Annotated in this window: 16 protein-coding genes, 1 pseudogene and 1 riboswitch; of the genes and pseudogenes, 13 read left to right on the forward strand and 4 right to left on the reverse strand. The window is 71.5% G+C overall.

What is annotated here, in order from left to right:
* Positions 1 to 104: 104 nt before the first annotated feature.
* Together trpD and OOK40_RS06660 are read left to right on the forward strand one after the other, a co-directional pair.
* Positions 105 to 1,169: an anthranilate phosphoribosyltransferase gene (trpD, locus tag OOK40_RS06655; RefSeq protein WP_266477285.1), complete on the forward strand. Its 1,065-nt coding sequence runs from the start codon at positions 105 to 107 to the stop codon at positions 1,167 to 1,169.
* A gap of 118 nt (positions 1,170 to 1,287) precedes the next feature.
* Positions 1,288 to 1,404: riboswitch (SAM riboswitch) on the forward strand.
* Between the two features lie 203 nt (positions 1,405 to 1,607).
* A pseudogene (locus OOK40_RS06660) lies at positions 1,608 to 3,038 on the forward strand (aminotransferase class V-fold PLP-dependent enzyme); the annotation flags it as partial.
* A gap of 285 nt (positions 3,039 to 3,323) precedes the next feature.
* Here the strand turns inward: OOK40_RS06660 and OOK40_RS06665 are convergent.
* Together OOK40_RS06665 and OOK40_RS06670 are read right to left on the reverse strand one after the other, a co-directional pair.
* Positions 3,324 to 3,605: an Lrp/AsnC family transcriptional regulator gene (locus OOK40_RS06665; RefSeq protein ID WP_266477288.1), complete on the reverse strand. Its 282-nt coding sequence runs from the start codon at positions 3,603 to 3,605 to the stop codon at positions 3,324 to 3,326.
* Positions 3,602 to 4,324 (reverse strand): rhomboid family intramembrane serine protease, encoded by a 723-nt coding sequence (locus tag OOK40_RS06670; protein ID WP_266477290.1) that lies wholly within the window; start codon positions 4,322 to 4,324, stop codon positions 3,602 to 3,604. Before OOK40_RS06670 ends, OOK40_RS06665 begins: the two co-directional genes overlap by 4 nt.
* Positions 4,325 to 4,475: 151 nt before the next feature.
* Here OOK40_RS06670 and OOK40_RS06675 point away from each other — a divergent pair, with 151 nt between their 5' ends.
* The 5 genes from OOK40_RS06675 (at position 4,476) to OOK40_RS06695 (ending at position 9,963) form a co-directional block, all read left to right on the forward strand.
* Positions 4,476 to 4,718, forward strand: a complete 243-nt coding sequence (locus tag OOK40_RS06675; RefSeq protein ID WP_266477291.1) for a hypothetical protein — start codon at positions 4,476 to 4,478, stop codon at positions 4,716 to 4,718.
* A gap of 34 nt (positions 4,719 to 4,752) precedes the next feature.
* On the forward strand, positions 4,753 to 6,114 hold the full coding sequence (locus tag OOK40_RS06680) for an NYN domain-containing protein (RefSeq protein ID WP_266477293.1): 1,362 nt from the start codon (positions 4,753 to 4,755) through the stop codon (positions 6,112 to 6,114).
* Between the two features lie 322 nt (positions 6,115 to 6,436).
* Positions 6,437 to 7,462 carry a C40 family peptidase gene (locus OOK40_RS06685; RefSeq protein ID WP_266477295.1) on the forward strand — a complete coding sequence of 342 codons (1,026 nt, stop codon included), beginning with the start codon at positions 6,437 to 6,439 and terminating at the stop codon, positions 7,460 to 7,462.
* A 197-nt stretch (positions 7,463 to 7,659) separates the two neighbouring features.
* Positions 7,660 to 8,688 carry an NlpC/P60 family protein gene (locus tag OOK40_RS06690; RefSeq protein WP_266477297.1) on the forward strand — a complete coding sequence of 343 codons (1,029 nt, stop codon included), beginning with the start codon at positions 7,660 to 7,662 and terminating at the stop codon, positions 8,686 to 8,688.
* A 42-nt stretch (positions 8,689 to 8,730) separates the two neighbouring features.
* Positions 8,731 to 9,963, forward strand: a complete 1,233-nt coding sequence (locus OOK40_RS06695; protein WP_266477299.1) for a hypothetical protein — start codon at positions 8,731 to 8,733, stop codon at positions 9,961 to 9,963.
* Between the two features lie 32 nt (positions 9,964 to 9,995).
* On the opposite strand, the gene OOK40_RS06700 is transcribed toward OOK40_RS06695, so the two are convergent.
* A complete protein-coding gene (locus tag OOK40_RS06700) occupies positions 9,996 to 11,261 on the reverse strand; it encodes a glycosyltransferase 87 family protein (RefSeq protein WP_266477301.1) in 1,266 nt (421 codons plus the stop codon).
* A gap of 100 nt (positions 11,262 to 11,361) precedes the next feature.
* On the opposite strand from OOK40_RS06700, the gene OOK40_RS06705 reads away from it, so the two are divergent.
* Positions 11,362 to 12,504, forward strand: a complete 1,143-nt coding sequence (locus tag OOK40_RS06705; protein ID WP_266477303.1) for a glycosyltransferase family 4 protein — start codon at positions 11,362 to 11,364, stop codon at positions 12,502 to 12,504.
* 97 nt (positions 12,505 to 12,601) lie between these two features.
* On the opposite strand, the gene OOK40_RS06710 is transcribed toward OOK40_RS06705, so the two are convergent.
* Positions 12,602 to 14,398 (reverse strand): long-chain fatty acid--CoA ligase, encoded by a 1,797-nt coding sequence (locus OOK40_RS06710; RefSeq protein WP_266477305.1) that lies wholly within the window; start codon positions 14,396 to 14,398, stop codon positions 12,602 to 12,604.
* 301 nt (positions 14,399 to 14,699) lie between these two features.
* Here OOK40_RS06710 and OOK40_RS06715 point away from each other — a divergent pair, with 301 nt between their 5' ends.
* From OOK40_RS06715 to OOK40_RS06735, 5 genes are all read left to right on the forward strand, one after another.
* Complete coding sequence (locus OOK40_RS06715; protein ID WP_266478959.1) at positions 14,700 to 15,467, forward strand: metallophosphoesterase; 768 nt, start codon at positions 14,700 to 14,702, stop codon at positions 15,465 to 15,467.
* A gap of 90 nt (positions 15,468 to 15,557) precedes the next feature.
* Complete coding sequence (locus OOK40_RS06720; RefSeq protein WP_266477307.1) at positions 15,558 to 16,007, forward strand: SRPBCC family protein; 450 nt, start codon at positions 15,558 to 15,560, stop codon at positions 16,005 to 16,007.
* Complete coding sequence (locus tag OOK40_RS06725) at positions 16,007 to 17,218, forward strand: ArsA family ATPase (RefSeq protein ID WP_266477308.1); 1,212 nt, start codon at positions 16,007 to 16,009, stop codon at positions 17,216 to 17,218. The genes OOK40_RS06720 and OOK40_RS06725 overlap by 1 nt, the downstream gene beginning before the upstream one ends.
* A gap of 88 nt (positions 17,219 to 17,306) precedes the next feature.
* Positions 17,307 to 17,759, forward strand: a complete 453-nt coding sequence (locus OOK40_RS06730; protein WP_266477310.1) for a DUF5304 domain-containing protein — start codon at positions 17,307 to 17,309, stop codon at positions 17,757 to 17,759.
* Between the two features lie 66 nt (positions 17,760 to 17,825).
* Complete coding sequence (locus tag OOK40_RS06735; RefSeq protein ID WP_266477312.1) at positions 17,826 to 18,767, forward strand: ROK family glucokinase; 942 nt, start codon at positions 17,826 to 17,828, stop codon at positions 18,765 to 18,767.
* The last annotated feature ends 41 nt before the right edge of the window (positions 18,768 to 18,808 follow it).

Consider the following 18,808-nt stretch of genomic DNA (forward strand, 5'->3'; position numbering starts at 1 on the left):
CCACAGGGGGAGCCCCGTCCATTCGCCGGACGGGGCTCTTCGCTGTGCCCGGGGCTGGATAGGGTGGGAGCATCCCTGTTCGGCTGTGGACCCAGGAGTGGACCATGAACGTTGTGACCCCGGTTGGCGGCGACAGCGTGGCGGCCCACTCCTGGCCGGGCGTGCTGGAGGCCCTCCTCAGCAACCGCGACCAGAGCGCCGACGCCACCGCATGGGCCATGGACCGCATCCTCAGCGGCGAGGCGACGAACGCCCAGATCGCCGGCTTCGCGGTGGCCCTGCGGGCCAAGGGCGAGACGGTCGAGGAGATCTCCGGTCTCGTACGGACCATGTACGCGCACGCGAACCTGATCGAGGTGCCCGGGCCCAGCGTCGACATCGTCGGCACGGGCGGCGACGGGGCCAAGACCGTGAACATCTCCACGATGTCCGCGATCGTGGTCGCCGGGACCGGCGCGAAGGTCGTCAAGCACGGCAATCGCGCCGCGTCCTCGGCGAGCGGCGCGTCCGACGTACTGGAGAAGCTCGGCGTCAATCTGGAACTGACCCCGCAGCGGGTCGCCCAGGTCGCCGAGGAGGCGGGGATCACCTTCTGCTTCGCTGTGAAGTTCCACCCCGCGCTCCGGCATGTGGCGGCCGCCCGCAAGGAGCTGGGCATCCGCACCACGTTCAACTTCCTCGGCCCGCTCACCAACCCGGCGAAGGTGAAGGCCCAGGCCACGGGTGTGGCGGACGCCCGGATGGCGCCGATCATGGCCGGGGTACTGGCCGAGCGCGGATCCTCGGCGCTGGTCTTCCGCGGCGACGACGGCCTGGACGAGCTGACGACGACGGCCACCTCGCGCGTGTGGGTCGTGCGGGACGGGACGGTGCGCGAGGAGGCCTTCGACCCGCGGGACATCGGCATCGACCTGGTGCCGGTGGAGGCCCTGCGGGGCGCGGACGCCTCGTTCAACGCGGATGTCGCGCGCCGGCTGCTGAGCGGCGAGACCGGGCCCGTACGGGACGCGGTGCTGCTGAACGCGGCGGGGGCGCTGGTGGCGCTGGAGCCGACGGACGGCACGCTCAACGAGCAGCTTGCGGCTGGCATGGCCAGGGCCGCGAAGTCGATCGACTCGGGTGCGGCCAAAGCCGCGCTCGAGCGCTGGGTGGCTGTCAGTAACGCGTAGGCGCCCTCGGGGCGCGGGATTTCGGGGCGCCGGGCACTGGGGCGCAGCCCCCGGATCCCGCGTCCCGGGATGCGGACACGGCTTGCGACGGCGCGAACGACTGGCATACTTCTCGGCAGGTCATGAGTGACAGCGAATAAGCCCCGGCTCGCTGTCCGGCAACCCTCCGTCCGTGGCGGGGTGCCCCGGGTGAAGACCAGGCCGCAGGCAGCGAGGTCTGCGGCAAGCGCGGACCCCTGCACACCCTGGGGTCCTGGTCCTCAAGGGAGCAGTCTCGTGAGCAAGCGAATGCGATAGGGCTTCACAAGCCCCCACTTCAGTACGCCTCCGCGCGGCGATCGCCGTGCAGTCGAGGCAACCCCCGTGCGGCGAGCGGCCGTTGAGCGCCCGCACGGGTCTGCCGAAGCCAATTCGCCTGACCTGCCGGGAGATACCGCCATGTCCGCACGCCCCAACGCCGTTGCCACCGTCGCGTCTTCTGCCTCCTCCGACTCCTCCGCCGTTTCCGACTCCTCCGCCTGCTCCGGGTCCGCCGACCCCGCCTGCGGGGCACCGCTGCCGGTGCTCGGCCGCGATGTGACCGTCCCGCTGGTCACCGGCGGCGAGGTCACCTACGCCGCCCTCGACTACGCGGCCAGCGCCCCGGCCCTGCAGCGGGTGTGGGACGACGTCGCCGCGTACGCGCCGTACTACGGCAGCGTCCACCGCGGCGCCGGGTATCTCTCGCAGCTGTCCACGGACCTCTTCGAGAACAGCCGCGTCACGGTCGCCGAGTTCCTCGACTGCCGCCCGGACGACCAGGTCGTCTTCACCCGCTCGACCACGGACTCCCTCAATCTGCTGGCGGCCGTGATCCCCGCGGACTGCGAGGTCTTCGTCTTCGAGACCGAGCACCACGCCTCGCTGCTGCCGTGGCAGGACGCCCGGGTGACCTATCTGAACGCCCCGCGCACCCCGGCCGAGGCGGTCCGCACGCTGGAGCTCGCCCTCGCCGGCCGTGACCCGTACGGCCCTGCGCTGGTCTGCGTGACCGGCGCGTCGAACGTCACCGGTGAACTGTGGCCCGTGAAGGAGCTGGCGGCCGCGGCGCACGCGCACGGCGCGCGGATCGTCCTGGACGCGGCTCAGCTCGCGCCGCACCACCCGGTCTCCGTGCGGGACCTGGACGTCGACTGGGTCGCCTTCTCCGGGCACAAGCTGTACGCGCCGTTCGGCTCGGGTGTGCTCGCGGGCCGCGCGGACTGGCTGCAGGAGGCCGAGCCGTACCTCGCGGGCGGAGGTGCTTCACGGAAGGTGGCCCGCCGCGCGGACGGCGGCGTCGACGTCGACTGGCACACCACGGCGGCCCGCCACGAGGCCGGCTCGCCGAACGTCATCGGGGTCTACTCGATCGCCTCCGCCTGCAAGGCGCTCACCGAGGCCGGCTTCGACCGGCTGGTGGCGCGGGAGCAGCAGCTCGTGGCGAGGGTGCGGGCGGGCCTCGCGGAGGTCCCGCAGGTGAAGGTCCTCTCGCTCTTCGGCGACGATGCCCCGCGCGTCGGCGTCATCTCGTTCGTGGTCGAGGGCTGGAACAGCTCGCACTTCGCGGCGGCGCTCTCGGCGGAGTACGGCATCGGCGTCCGGGACGGCCTGTTCTGCGCCCACCCCCTGGTGCGCACACTGCTCGGCACCGACGCGCAGGACCCGGGCGAGTGCGGCGCCCCGGAGGCGGAGCCCGGCGAGCCCTCGCTCAACGCGATCCGGGTCAGCTTCGGGGCGGGTACGCCGGATGAGCATGTGGAGCGCTTCGTACGGGCGGTGAAGGAGCTGGTCGCGGACGGCGCGAAGTGGACGTACCACACGGAGGACGGCCGCTGCGTCCCGGCGGTCTGACCGGGCGGCGGCGGCCCGTGCGGGGCGTGCGCCTCGGGCTGCACGGTGCGGCTGCGCCTGCAGTGCTGTTCCCCCGTACGCGCTGCGCGCGTGTCCTCAATCGCCGGACGGGCTGAAGGTACGGCCAGGACCTTCAGCCCGTGGGGGGGTCCCCCGGACGAAGTCTGGGGGACCTTGAGGCGCGGGGTCCGGGGCGGAGTCCCGGTTATGGGAAGGGCCGGTAGGGGAAAGATCAGCCCGACGCGCGGCCGAGCCGCACTCCCGCACCCCCCGCCGGAGGCGCTACGCGTCGAGGCCGATCGCGAACGCCGCCTCCAGGTCGTGCTGCGAGTACGTACGGAACGCGACATGCGTGTCCGTGCCCTCCACCCCCGGGATCTTGCTGATCCGGCCGGGGATGACGTCCGCCAGGTCCTCGTGCTTGGTCACCCGCACCATGGCGATCAGGTCGTACGTGCCGGTGACCGAGAAGACCTCGCTCACGCTGTCGAGCGCGGCGATCGACTCGGCGATCTCGGGGATGCGGTCCACGCTGGTCTTGATGAGCACGATCGCGGTGATCACGGCTGGCGTTCTCCCTCAGTGGCCGCTGCTTGGGCCTTCACTCTAGTACTACGGCGGAAACGTCCCCAGGCGTACAGAAACCCCACCCCGAACCCCACCAGATGCGCCAGATACGCCACCCCAGGACCGCTGCCCGCGCCCTGGGCGGCCAGCCATTGCAGCACGAACCAGAAGATCAGCACGATCCACGCGGGAAAGCGCAGCGGCAGGAAGAAGAGGAACGGGAAGAGACTGGTGACCCGGGCCCTCGGGAAGAGGTAGAGGAACGCGCCGAGCACCCCCGAGATCGCCCCGGACGCCCCCACCAGGGTCTGATCGGATTCGGCGTTGGCCACCGCGTAGGCGAGCAGCGCGAGGTAGCCGCAGCCGGCATAGAAGAGGGCGAACTCCAGCTGCCCGAGGCGTTCCTCGGCCATCGCCCCGAAGACGAAGAGGAAGAGCATGTTGCCGAGCAGATGCAGCCAACTGCCGTGGACGAAGAGGGCGGTGAGCGGGGTGAGGAGAGCGTCGGGGGAACTGCTGATCAGTTCCTCGGGGATCACGCCCCACCGCTCGAAGTACCCGCTCTGCGCGGTGAGCAGCGCGTCACCGGTGCCGAACACCGGATTGAGGCCCGAGACCGGACTGATCACGAACACGGCACAGCAGACGGCGATCACGCCGTATGTCACCGAAGGCCCGGTGACCGCGCCCCGGACCGCACCCCGCCAACCGATCATGGACAGAGCATGGCGTAGCGGGACCGAACGGTACAGGGTGCCTCGCCGCGCCCTGGGGTACCTGCGAGGCCGTAGGGTTACGGGCAGTACACCCGCAGTTCGACGGCGCACAGCGGCACCCGCACCCTGCACGACGAAAAAGGACGGCACGATGACGACGGTTCCCTCGCCGACCGCCACGACCCGCTGGCGCTGCACGCTCTGTGGCAACCTCACGCGCTTCGACGTCACCCGCTCCTCCAAGGTCGTCGAGTACGTCCATCTGGACCTGGCCGGAGAGCCGACGGTCGAGGAGCGCGAGGTGGTCAGTGAGACCATCGAGTCGGTGCGCTGCCGTTGGTGCAATGCGGTGGACCAGATCGAGCTGGTGGACAGGCCGGGCGCCGGCTCCTGAGGGAGCGGCCCGAACGGTAGTGGGGTGACGGATCGTGGAGCAGCCTGAGAACGGCGCCGAGCCGGCCGGTGCGGCCGGTGACGCGGCCGAGGCGCTCGACCGCCCGCTGCCGGAAGGCGTACGGCGCCGTGTCGTCGCGCTCGTCTCGGACGCGTTCGGCGGCCTGACCGTCGCCGAACTTCCCACCCAGCTGCGGCAGTACGCCCGATTCACCCCGACTCGTCGCGCCAAATTCGCGGGCAACGCGATGGCCGCCGCCCTGGAGAACGACCCCGTTTTCCGCCAGCGCATCGGCGAGCGGCTCAGCCAGGCGCAGCCGGAACTGTCCGCCGCGCTGGAGTCCGGATCGCCCCCCGCGGCCGCCGATCCGGTCGATGTGGCGGCCGCCGCATATGTCCTTCGGCCCACCGGATGGGTGAAACTTGTCGCCGCCGCGGGCGAGGAGGCCCAGCGCGCCGACGCCGAGCGCGCGGACGAGGCCGGGCGGCGCGAGCTGGAGCGGCTGCGTGAGGAACTCGCCCAGGCCCGCGGACTGATCAAGAGCGAGACCGAGCACCTGCGTACGGAGCTGGAGGCGGCACGCAAGGAAGCCGAATCGCTTCGCCGCAGACTGCGCAGCGTCGAGAACGACATGAAGCGCGCAGAGGCCGCTCTGCGCCGCAGGGACGCCGACACCGAGTCGATCAGGTCGGAGGCGGCCGCCCATGTCTCGGCGGCCGAGAGTGAGAGCCGGCGGCTCAAGGCGCGCCTCGGGGAGGCGGAGGCGGCCGTCGAGGCGGGCCGCCGGGCCGCCCGCGAGGGGCGCTCGATCGAGGACATGCGGCTGCGGCTGCTGCTGGACACCGTGCTCGACGCGGCCCAGGGGCTGCGCCGCGAACTGGCCCTCCCGCCGGCCGCCCTGCACCCGGCCGACACGGTCGACGCGGTCGAGCCGGGCCGGATGTCACCCAAGGACATCGCGGCCCGCGCGCTTTCCGAGACCGATCCCGCGCTGCTCGACCAGCTGCTCGCGCTGCCCCAGGCGCATCTGGTGGTGGACGGCTACAACGTCACCAAGACCGGCTATCCGACGATGCCGCTGGAGAAGCAGCGGCTGCGGCTGCTCGGCGGGCTGTCGGTCCTCGCGGCGCAGACGGGTGCCGAGATCACCTGTGTCTTCGACGGGGCCGAGCTGGCGGCCCCGGTACTGCTCGCGCCGCCGCGCGGGGTGCGGGTGCTGTTCTCCAAGCCGGGCGTGACCGCCGACGAGCTGATCCGCCAACTTGTCCGCGCGGAGCCGCCGGGCCGGCCCGTGGTGGTGGTCTCCACCGACCGGGAGGTCGCCGACGGAGTGGCGAAGGCGGGCGCCAGGCCCGTCACGTCCGCCTTGTTGCTGAAGCGGCTTTCGAGGGTCTAAGTAACTCCCGTGGCTAATGCCCGAATTCGCACCCATCTCGACTGAACGTAGTGTCAAGTGGCCACTACTACGCGTGTGATGTGAGTAAAGAAACGCTCCGTGACGGAGATTTTTTGCGACAGGATTTGAACTGATCACAAGAAGGTCACTAGGGTCGGGCCTCGAACCTTCGCGCGGTTGATCGCCCATCCGGGGCGAACAGCGAAGGTACCGCCGAGTCTGTGCAGTTCAGCCTGTTTTGCGGGGGTGCTGAATGCGCGGAGCCGGGGATTCAACCCCCCACAGCCCGGTAGGCGGCTCGAGGAAGAAGGAGCTCGCCTTCGTGGCGTCCCACCGTCGTCCCAAGCAGCCGAGCCGCACCCGCGTGACCGTGCTCACCGCGACCGCCGCCGCGGCCGTAGCCCTGACCTCCCAGGCCGCACAGGCCGAGCCGACGCCGAGCAAGAGCGAAGTCAAGGAGAAGGTCGACAAGCTCTACGAAGAGGCGGAGAAGGCCACCGAGAAGTACAACGGGGCCAAGGAGCAGCAGGAGAAGCTCGAGAAGGAAGTCGACGCGCTGCAGGACAAGGTCGCCCGCGGTCAGGACGAGCTCAACACCCTGCGCGACGGCCTCGGTTCGGTGGCGAGCGCCCAGTACCGCTCCGGCGGGATCGACCCCGCGGTGCAGCTCTTCCTCTCCTCCGACCCGGACACCTACCTGGAGAAGGCCTCCGCGCTGGACCAGCTGGGCGCCAAGCAGACCGAGGCGCTGGCCGACATCCAGGCCAAGCAGCGGACCCTCGCGCAGCAGCGCAAGGAGGCCCAGGACAAGCTGGGTGACCTCGCCGACACGCGCAAGCAGCTGGGCGTCAAGAAGAAGGAAGTCCAGAGCAAGCTCGCCGCCGCGCAGAAGCTTCTCAACTCGCTGACCGCGTCGGAGCGCGCCGCGCTCTCCGCCGACGAGTCCCGCGCCAACCGCGACAACTCGCGTGCGGACCTCGGCAACTCGGTCCCCGCCTCGCAGCGTGCGGGCGCGGCCTTCGCCGCCGCGCAGAGCAAGATCGGTTCGCCGTACGTCTACGGCGCCTCGGGCCCCAGCTCCTTCGACTGCTCCGGACTGACCTCCTGGGCGTACTCGCAGGCCGGTGTCTCCATACCGCGCACCTCCCAGTCGCAGGCCAACGCCGGTACGCGCATCTACTCGCAGGGCGGGCTCCAGCAGGGCGACCTGGTCATCTTCTACGGCGACATGCACCACGTCGGCCTCTACGCGGGCAACGGCCAGGTGCTGCACGCCCCGAAGCCCGGCGCCAGCGTGCGCTACGAGTCGATCAACAACATGCCGTTCCAGTTCGGCGTGCGTATCTGACACGCGCCTCGCGCCCGCCCAAACGGGCGAATTACGTCACTTCCAACTGACGTCGCGCCCCGCCGGTGACCTGTGGTCTCCGGCGGGGCGTCACTTTGTGTGCCCATAACGGTCTTTGGACGCTGTGTGCTCGCACGGCTACTGTCTGCCGCGCAACATCCCTCGTACATGTCGTACAGCGGAAGGGAGCGCGGCCCGTGGCGTCCCACAGACGGCCCTCACAGCCCGGTCTCACTCACACTGCCCGGGGCACCGTCCTGTCAGCGGCGGCGGCGACCGCCGCCGCGGCTCTCGGCGCCGCTCCGGCGAGCGCCGAACCGCAGGACACGACGGAGGCCACCCGCACCCGGGTCGACCGGCTCTACCAGGAGGCCGAGCAGGCCACCGAGCAGTTCAACAAGGCCGGCGAACGGGTGGAGCGGCTGCGCGACCAGGTGGCGCAGGCGCAGGACAGCGTGGCCCGCGGCCAGGAGCGCATCAACCGGATGCGGGGAGCGCTCGGTTCGGTGGCGGGCGCTCAGTACCGCTCGGGCGGCATGGACCCCGCACTCGCCCTGCTGCTCTCCGAGGACCCGGACAGCTACCTCGACAAGGCCGAGACCCTGGACCGCATCGGCGCGCTCCAGACGACCGCCCTGCACGATCTCCAGCGGGCGCAGCGACGGCTCGGCCAGGAGCGCGCGGAGGCCACCCGCGACCTTGCCGAGCTGGAGCGCAGCCGGGTGGCTGTCGCCCGCCACAAACGCACCGTCGAGCGCAAACTCACCGAGGCGCAGCGGCTGCTGAACTCCCTGCCCTCCGCGGACCGCGCCGGCTACGGCCGGGCCTCGCGCTCCGGCCGCGACGCGATGCCCGAGCTCTCAGGCCTCGCGCCCGCGTCCGCGCGGGCGGCCGCCGCGGTGATGGCGGCCCGCAGCGCGGTGGGCCGCCCGTATGTGTGGGGCGCCAACGGGCCCTCGGGTTTTGACTGTTCGGGCCTGACCCAGTGGTCGTACGCCCAGGCGGGAGTCGCCCTGCCGCGCACCTCGCAGGCGCAGCGGTACGCGGGCCGACAGGTCTCGCTGTCCGAGGCCCGGCCCGGCGACCTCGTCGCATACCGCAGTGACGCGAGTCATATCGGGATGTACATGGGCAACGGCCAGGTCGTCCACGCGCCCTATCCCGGGGCGCCGGTGCGCTACGACCCGGTCGGCATGATGCCCGTCTCGTCGGTCACCCGCGTCTGAGGCCCCGTTCCGTTCGGCGCCGCGTTCCGTACGATCGGCACTGTGGCAGGTCAGGGGCGCGCACGGCGCCGGGCGATACGGCACGCGGCGGGTCTTGTACTCGCCGCGGCCCTGCTGGCGTCCGGCTGCGTGGCCCCCGAGGCGCCGGACACCACCGTGCGCGACATCCAGCGCACGCTCGAAGAGCGCGCCGCCGCCGTCGTCGGCCATGACGAGAGCGCCTATCTGGAGGCCGTGGACCCCGCTGCGGGGTCGCTGCGGACGGTGGAGCGACGGGAGTTCCGCAATCTCGCCGATGTGCCGCTGAGCTCCTGGGAGTACCGGCTGGGGGATGTGAAGCGGCAGGGCACACGGGCGGTCGCGCAGGCCGAACTGCGCTACCGCATAGCCGGTTACGACACGGCTCCGGTGACCGCGGCCCGCACTCTGGAGCTCACCCGGCACGACGGCCGCTGGTACGTGACGGCCGACCGCGCAGACAAGGGCGGTGGCCGCCAGCTCTGGGAGCAGGGCGAGGTCCAGGTGGCGCGCGGCAGGCGGAGCCTGGTCCTCGCCGTCGGCCAGGACGCCAAGCGGCTGCGCGCGGTCGCCGCGACCGCGGACCGGGCCGTACCGGCCGTCTCGGCAGCCTGGCCGTCCCCCTGGGCCCGGCGCGTCGTCGTCCTGGTCCCCGCATCGCTGGACGCCATGGGAGAGCTGCTGGGCGCGCCCGCGGCCGGGTACCGGGGGATAGCGGCGGTCACCACGGGCGAGACCGGGGCGGCGGGGACGGCGCCCGCGGACCGGGTGATCGTCAACCCCGAGGCGTACTCGGTGCTCGGCGACTACGGCCAGGGCGTCGTGCTCACCCATGAGACCACCCATGTCGCCACCCGCGCGTACACCTCGGCGGCCACCCCGATGTGGCTCTCGGAAGGCTTCGCGGACTGGGTCGCGTACCGCGGCACGGGCAGCTCCACCGGCCAGATCGCCCCCGAACTCCAGCGCGCGGTCCGGCGCGGCGACCTGCCGCCCGTGCTGCCCGCCGACGCGGACTTCGCCTTCGGCGGCGACGGGGACACGCTGGCGCGGGCGTACGAGGGCGGCTGGCTGGCGTGCGAACTGATCGCGGAGCGCTGGGGCGAGCGGAAACTGACCGCCTTCTACCGGGCAGTCGGCAGTGGCAAGCACCGGGCGAGCGCGGTCGAGAAGGCCATGGCGGACGTGCTGGGGACGTCGCCCGCGGACTTCACGGTGCGCTGGCGGGATTATCTGCGGGAACGGCTGGACGCCTGAGCCTGGCCCCCAGTTGTCATCCGGGTGGGGAGTCAGGAGGCCATCAGCGCGTTGTCGCGGGTCGACTGGGCGGGAAGCAGCTTGCGGCGGCGCGGCTCGGTGACCGTCTGGCGCCACAGCCGCAGGCAGGCCGTCAGCGTCGCCGCGACCAGCAGTCCGTTGCGTACGGCCAGCAGCGCCACGCCCAGCGGGTCGCTCGCCACCACATGCGCGAACCAGACGGGGAACTCCAGCAGCGTGACACCCGCCGCCGCCAGCACCAGCCAGGCGGGCAGCCCCATCCGGCTGCGCCGGAAGACCAGCGCGACGGCGGCCAGACCGACCAGCCAGAGCAGGTACTGGGGGCTGATCACCCGGCTTGTCGTGGTGAACAGCAGTACGGCGGTGAAGGCCGCGTCGCACGGGGTGCTCGGCGCGAACTTCTTCGCGCGCAGCCGCCACAGCAGCAGCCAGGCGAACGCGATGGCGGTGAGCGTGATCGCGAGCGCGGAGACCAGCGAGACGTGGGGGCCGATGAACTCCACCGAGCCGTAGTTCAGCAGCACCTGACCGTCCCAGCCGTGGTGCCGGGCCACATGGAAGGCCAGTGCGCCCAGAGACTCGATCTCCGTGCCGCGCTCGCGCTGGAAGGTGAGGAAGGCAAGCGCGCCGGGCATCGCCGAGACGAACAGCAGCATCAGGGCGGCCGCCGTGCCCGCCGCGGTGGCCCAGGAGCGGCTCGTCGCCCGGCCGCGCGGGGTGCCCGCGAGCACCAGCAGCGGCCAGACCTTCAGCAGCGCACCGAAGGCCGCCAGCGCGCCCAGGCTGCGTGGATGGCGTACCCCGGCCAGGAGGGCGACCACGGCGACGGCCGTGACCATCAGGTCGTAGCGGGCGTACGCGGTGGGGCCGAGCAGCGCCACACCGGCCACCCAGACCCAGCTGCCGCGCTGGGACTTGCCCGGCCGCCCGCCGGCGTACAGCAGCAGGGAGAGGACCAGCGCGTCGCAGAGCAGGGCGAGGACGAAGAAGGCGGTGGCATAGCCGAGGAAGGGCAGCACGGCGGGGGAGAGGACCGCGAGCGCGGCGGCGGGCGGGTACTGCCAGGTGACGTCGTCCATGGGGAAGATGCCGGTCTTCAGGACCTCGTACCAGCCCTGGTAGATCCCCGAGACATCGGTGGTGACATCGGGGCCCGGGAAGGCGACGACCTTGAGGACGCAGAGCATCAGCGCGGTCCTGGTGAGGATCCACACCGCGAGGGGAAGGCGCCTGCCGCCACCGCTCGCGCTGTCGCTCCCGCTGGCGACGCCGGCCATGAGCACCCCATCCCATTCGTGCCGTTTTATGGGTGCCTATGATGCCGGGCGAGGCGGCTCGGGAGCGGTGAGGCAGGGCCGTTCGGTACTGTCGGCGGCGATGCACAAGACCTTGATCGTGACCAACGACTTCCCGCCCAGGCCCGGCGGCATCCAGGCGTTCCTGCACAACATGGCGCTGCGTCTGGACCCGGAACAGCTCGTCGTCTACGCCTCCACCTGGAAGCGCGGGCGCGAGGGCCACGAGGCGACCGCGGCCTTCGACGCCGAGCAGCCCTTCACGGTCGTACGCGACCGTACGACCATGCTGCTTCCGACTCCGCGCGTCACCCGAAAGGCGACCCGGCTGCTGCGCGAGCACGGCTGTCAGTCGGTGTGGTTCGGGGCGGCCGCCCCGCTCGGGCTGATGGCTCCGGCTCTGCGCAAGGCGGGCGCGCGGCGGCTGGTGGCCACCACGCACGGCCACGAGGCGGGCTGGGCGCAACTGCCCGCGTCCCGGCAGTTGCTGCGCCGCATCGGCGAAGGCACGGACACGATCACCTATCTGGGTGAGTACACCCGCTCACGCATCGCCGCGGCGCTGACGCCCGAGGCGGCCGGACGCATGGTCCAACTCCCGCCCGGCGTCGACGAGAAGACCTTCCACCCCGGCTCCGGCGGCGACGTGGTCCGCGCCCGGCTCGGGCTGAGCAGCCGTCCGGTCGTGGTGTGCGTCTCGCGGCTGGTGCCGCGCAAGGGGCAGGACACCCTGATCCGCGCGATGCCCGCCATCCTGGCGAAGGTGCCGAACGCCGTGCTGCTGATCGTGGGCGGTGGCCCGTACGAGAACGAGCTGAGGGGTCTCGCGGCCGAGACCGGGGTCGAGGGTTCCGTGCGCTTCACCGGCGCCGTCCCCTGGGCGGAACTGCCGGCGCACTTCGGCGCGGGCGACGTCTTCGCCATGCCCTGCCGCACCCGCCGGGGCGGCCTCGATGTCGAGGGCCTCGGAATCGTGTATCTGGAGGCGTCGGCGACCGGTCTTCCGGTGGTCGCGGGCGACTCGGGCGGCGCCCCCGACGCCGTACTCGACGGAGAGACGGGCTGGGTCGTCCGCGGCGGCTCGGCCGAGGAGTCGGCCGAGAGGATCGTGGCGCTGCTCGAAGATCCCGAGCTGCGGCGGCGGATGGGGGAGCGCGGCCGGGCGTGGGTCGAGGAGAAGTGGCGCTGGGACCTGCTGGCGGAGAAGCTGCGGACGCTTCTGTAAGGCAGGAAGCGGGCCAACGGCGCGGGTCCCCGGCCCGAGCGGATGCAATCCGTTCGTCGCCGAGGACCCGAGAGACCGAGCGGACCCGAGAGACCGGTCAGGCGCGGTAGATCGCCTCGATCTCGTCGGCGAAGTCCTTCGCCACCACATTGCGCTTCAGCTTCAGCGACGGCGTGATGTGGCCCGCCTCCTCGGTGAACTGGGAGGGGAGAATGCGGAATTTCCGCACCGATTCCGCCTTGGACACGGCCGCGTTGCCGTCGTCGACCGCCCGCTGGACCTCCGCCAGCAGATCGGCGTCCTGGAGCAGCGACGCCGCCGTCGAATCGGCGGGCTTGCCGTGGTCCGAGGCCCAACGCCCCAGGAAATCCTCGTCGATGGTGACCAGCGCGCCCACGAAGGGCCGCCCGTCGCCCACGACCATGCACTCCGCGACCAGTGCGTGCGCGCGGATGCGGTCCTCGATCACGGCGGGAGCGACGTTCTTGCCGCCCGCGGTGACCAGGATCTCCTTCTTGCGGCCGGTGATCGCGAGGTAGCCGTCCTCGTCCAGGGTGCCGATGTCGCCGGTGTGGAACCAGCCGTCGGTCAGCGCCTCCGCGGTCGCCGCCTCGTTGTTCCAGTAGCCCTTGAAGACGTGCTCGCCGTGCAGCAGGATCTCGCCGTCGTCCGCGATCCGCACCACCGAGCCCGGCAGCGGCTGTCCCACCGTGCCGATCTTCTGGCGGTCCCACGGGCTGAACGCGGTCGCCGCACACGACTCGGTCAGGCCGTATCCCTCCAGGACCGTGAAGCCGATGCCGCGGTAGAAGTGGCCGAGGCGCTCGCCCAGCGGTGCTCCGCCGGAGATCGCGTACTCGCAGCGTCCGCCGAGGACCGCACGCAGCTTGCTGTAGACGAGCCGGTCGAAGACCTTGTGCTTGAACTTGAGACCGATCGAGGGGCCCTCGGGAGTGGCCAGTGCACGGCTGTAGGTGATGGCCGTGTCCGCTGCCTTGTCGAAGATCTTGCCCTTGCCGTCCGCCCGGGCCTTGGCCCGCGCCGAGTTGTAGACCTTCTCGAAGACGCGCGGCACGCCGAGGAGCAACGTCGGCCGGAAGGAGGCCAGTTCGTCGGTGAGGTTCTTGATGTCCGACACACAGCCGAGCTTGATGGGCGCCATCACGGCCGCGACTTCGACCATGCGGCCGAAGACGTGCGCGGCCGGGAGGAAGAGCAGCACCGAGCTCTCGCCCGTACGGAACAGGGGCCTCAGGCGCTCGACCAGGTTGCCGCACTCCGCGAAGAAGCTGCGGTGGGTGAGCACACAGCCCTTGGGGCGGCCGGTGGTGCCCGAGGTGTAGACGATCGTCGCCGGGTCGTCCGCCTTGGCGCTCGCGCTGCGCTCGTCGACCGTCTCGTCGCCGACCTCGGCGCCCGCGGCGGTCAGTTCCTCGATCGCGCCCTTCTCGATCTGCCAGATGTGCCGCAGGCCGGGCAGCCGGTCGCGTACGGACTCGACGGCGGCGGCGTGCGCGTCGCTCTCGACGACCACCGCGACCGCACCCGAGTCACCGAGGATCCACTGGACCTGCTCGGCCGAGCTGGTCTCGTACACCGGGACGGTGACGGCGCCCGCGCTCCAGATCGCGAAGTCCAGCTGCACCCACTCGTAGCGGGTGGGGGACATCAGGGCGACCCGCTCACCGGGCCGTACGCCGGCGGCGATCAGCCCCTTGGCGGCGGCCCGTACCTCGGCGAGGAACTGGGTGGCGGTGACGTCCGTCCAGACGCCTGCCACCTTTCTGCCCATCACCGCGACATCGGGGTGCATTGCGGCATTGCGGCGGATGAGATCCGTCAGATTGCCGTCTGAGGGGACCTCGTACAGGGCCGGAAGGCTGAACTCGCGCAAGACTGCTGCTCCTCATCGGGCTCCGGCGCCACGGCTCTGTGTGATGCACCGGCTGCGGTCCAAGATCGGGCAGGTGCTCATTGGGGGTGAGCACGACTGGACTGCCCGGACGTTACCCACCAGTACTCGGTTCCGGATAGGGGGTTCCGGCCAGATGTTCCCTGCGTCACACGCGTATGGCATCGCTTATGGCATCGCTCCGCGAGCGTAGTCCACACCTGTCGTGACTCGGAAGAACGGCCTGCCCGCCCCCACTACCCAGCCGTCACAGGGCCGTCCTAGGGTGATCGTCATGCGAGGCATGCGAGTCAACGTGGTGAGTGACGTGCACGGCAACGCCAAGGATCTCGCCCGGGCGGGGGACGGCGCGGATGCCCTCGTCTGCCTCGGTGACCTCGTGCTCTTCCTCGATTACGCCGACCACTCGCGCGGCATCTTCCCCGACCTCTTCGGCGTCGAGAACGCCGATCTGATCGTGGAACTGCGTACCGCCCGCCGCTTCGACGAGGCCCGCGACCTGGGCCGCAGGCTCTGGGGCGAACTGCGGCAGGACCGGGACAGCGCCATCGAGTCGGCCGTACGACGCCAGTACGCCGAGTTGTTCGCGGCCTTCCCCACCCCGACGTACGCCACCTACGGCAATGTCGACATTCCTGCCCTCTGGCCGGAGTACGCGCGCCCGGGCACCACCGTCCTGGACGGAGAGCGCGTCGAGATCGGCGGCCGGACCTTCGGCTTCGTGGGCGGCGGACTGCGCACCCCGATGCGCACCCCCTACGAGATCTCCGACGAGGAGTACGCGGCCAAGATCGAGGCGATCGGCGAGGTCGACGTGCTCTGCTCGCACATCCCGCCGGAGGTACCCGAGCTCACCTACGACACGGTCGCGCGCCGCTTCGAACGCGGCAGCCACGCGCTGCTCGACGCGATCCGCCGCACCCGCCCCCGGTACGCGCTTTTCGGCCACATCCACCAGCCGCTCGTCGACCGGATGCGCATCGGCGCCACGGAATGCGTCAACGTCGGGCATTTCGCCTCCACCGGCCGGCCGTGGGCACTGGAGTGGTGAGACCGGGCCCCGCGCCGGTGACCAGTCCGGTCGCGGTAGCCTGCACACCACACCACCCCCGGTCGTACCGCACTGTGAGGAGCCGCAGCGATGGCGGAACACACCAGCTCGAGCATCACGATCGAGGCGGCGCCGGCCGACGTGATGGGCGTGATCTCCGACTTCGCCCGCTACCCGGAGTGGACGGGTGAGGTGAAGGAGGCCGAGGTGCTCGCCACCGACGCCAAGGGCCGCGCCGAGCAGGTCCGCCTCGTGCTGGACGCCGGAGCGATCAAGGACGACCACACCCTCGCGTACACCTGGAACGGCGACCACGAGGTCAGCTGGACGCTGGTCAAGTCCCAGATGCTGCGCGCCATCGACGGCTCGTACACCCTGGCCGCGGTCGGCGGCGGTGACCGTACCGAGGTCACCTACCAGCTGACCGTCGACGTCAAGATCCCCATGCTCGGCATGATCAAGCGCAAGGCCGAGAAGGTCATCATCGACCGCGCCCTGGCCGGTCTGAAGAAGCGCGTCGAGAGCGGTCCCACCGCCTGATGCGCACGGTCCTCGTCACCGGCCTCGGCGGCGCGGGCCGTACCACCGTCGCCGCCGCCACCGCGCTCTGTGCCGCCCGGAGCGGCAAGCGCACGCTGTTCCTCTCCGCGGAGCCGGGCGACATCCTCGGAACGCCCGTCACCGGCAGCCTCGTCGAACCGGCCGAGGCCACCGGCGGGCTGTGGGCCGCCCGTATCGAGGCCGGCGCCGCATTCCGCGCGGAGTTCATGGCCCTTCAGGAGCGAAGCTCCGGCGCGCTCGACCTGCTGGGCGCGAGGCCGCTGGAGGACGAGGAGCTGACCGAACTCCCCGGCAGCGAGCAGTTCGCGCTGCTGCGCGCGCTGACCGTCGCCTCGCGCGGCGACTGGGACGTGCTCGTCGTCGACATGCCGCCACTGCGCGAGACCGTCGCCGCGCTCGCCCTGCCCGAGCAGCTGCGCCGCTATCTGCGCCGCCTGCTGCCGGTGGAGCGGCAGGCCGCCAGGGCGCTGCGCCCGATGCTCGCCCAGCTCGCGGGCGTACCGATGCCCGCGCAGTGGCTGTACGCGACCGCCGATCGCTGGGACACCGAACTGGCCGGTGTGCAGACGGTGATCGACGCCCGCGGTACGACCCTGCGCGTGGTCGCCGAGCCCTCACCCGCGGCCGCGGACGTCCTGCGCACGGCCCGCTCCGGGCTCGCGCTGCACGGACTCGATGTCGACACCTTCGTAGCGAACCGGATCCTGCCGAGGCAGTCCCCGGACACCTGGCTCGCCACACTCTGCGCGCAGCAGGAGAAGCACCTGCGCGAGTGGTACGCGCAGTGGGCCCCCGGAATCCCGCTCCGCGAGGTGCGCCACCTCGGCCGGGACCCGCGCGGCCTCGACGACCTCGGCGCTCTCCTCGAAGACGGCGGACTCGCCGTCGAGCCGGCCCCGGACCCGGGCGAGCGCAGGGACGACCCCTGGCGGGTCGAGTTCCCGGGCACGGCCGACGACGGCGAGGGCCCGCTCTACGTCTGGCACCTTCCGCTGCCCGGCGCGGTGAAAGAGGAGGTCTCGCTGGTACGCCGCGGGGATGAACTCCTGGTCACCGTGGGCCCCTTCCGCAGGATCGTTCCGCTGCACTCCGTGCTGCGCCGCTGCACGGTGTCCGGCGCCGGACTCACGGACGGCGCGCTGCGGGTCCGCTTCACGCCGGACCCCGAGCTGTGGCCCCGCGCCCGCTGAAGGTCCTGCCTCCATTCGGGTAACGTCGAGCGTACGAGGGGACACCCCCTAACCCTCCGTTCCGCCCGTCCTTCCGCAGGAGTACGCCATGAGCGATGCCACCGAGCGTCCCGCCGTCGACGACGACGCCTGGGCCACGGCCTGCGCCGAGGATCTCGAGGCCGAGAAGGCCCGCCGCCGCACCCAGTACGGCACACCGCCGGGCTCCGCCGCCGAGGAGCTGCGCAAACTCCTCGACGTCGTCGCCGAGAGGGTCTCCACCTTCCAGACGTCGCTGCCCGGCATCGCCGCGCAGAGCGCCGTGCAGCAGCTGGTCAGCCAGGCGAAGTCCGCGGTCGAGCCCGTCATCGAACGCAACCCGGAGATCTTCGACCACCTCGCGGCGGCCGGCAGCGAACTGCTCGCCGCCTATCGATCCGCAGTCGAGGGCCATGAGCGACGCTGGACCCAGGAGCGGACCCCGGATCCGGACATCTCCGGGGACGCCACGGACCCCCGCGACGAGGGCCCCGGGGCGAGCGAGCACATCGACCTGGACTGAGCCGGGCGGTGCCCGCCCTCGGGTACGGTTGGCCGTAGCGGGGCTCGACCGAAAACTGAGGGACACATGGGACTCACCATCGGCGTCGACATCGGCGGCACCAAGATCGCGGCCGGCGTGGTCGACGAAGAGGGCACCATTCTTGAGACGTACACGGTGCCCACCCCGTCGACCCCCGAGGGCATTGTCGACGCGATCTGCTCCGCCGTGGCCGGGGCCGGCGAGGGGCACGACATCGAGGCCGTGGGCATCGGAGCCGCGGGATACGTCGACGACAAGCGCGCCACCGTCCTGTTCGCGCCGAACATCCAATGGCGCCACGAGCCGCTGAAGGACAAGGTCGAACAGCGCGTCGGCCTCCCCGTGGTCGTCGAGAACGACGCGAACGCGGCCGCCTGGGGCGAGTACCGCTTCGGCGCCGGCCAGGGCCACGAGGACGTCATCTGCATCACGCTCGGCACCGGGCTCGGCGGCGGCATCATCATCGGCAACAAGCTGCGCCGCGGACGCTTCGGCGTGGCGGCGGAGTTCGGCCACATCCGCGTGGTCCCGGACGGTCTGCTGTGCGGCTGCGGAAGCCAGGGCTGCTGGGAGCAGTACGCCTCCGGGCGCGCCCTCGTGCGGTACGCCAAGCAGCGCGCCAATGCCACCCCCGAGAACGCGGCGGTGCTCCTCGGCCTCGGCGACGGCACGGTCGCGGGCATCGACGGCAAGCACATCAGCGCGGCCGCCCGCCAGGGCGACCCGGTCGCGATCGACTCCTTCCGCGAGCTGGCCCGCTGGGCAGGCGCCGGTCTGGCCGATCTCGCCTCGCTCTTCGACCCGTCCGCGTTCATCGTGGGCGGCGGTGTCTCGGACGAGGGCGAGCTGGTCCTCGACCCGATCCGCAACTCCTTCCGCCGCTGGCTGATCGGCGGCCAGTGGCGTCCGCACGCCCAGGTGCTCGCTGCCCAACTGGGCGGCAAGGCGGGCCTGGTGGGCGCGGCGGACCTGGCGCGCCAAGGCTGAGCCCCCGACACGAGTGACCGCGCCCGTCGCGCCCCATGGGG

It is taken from the genome of Streptomyces sp. NBC_01481 (assembly GCF_026339995.1).
In the GTDB taxonomy this organism is placed as follows: Bacteria; Actinomycetota; Actinomycetes; order Streptomycetales; family Streptomycetaceae; genus Streptomyces.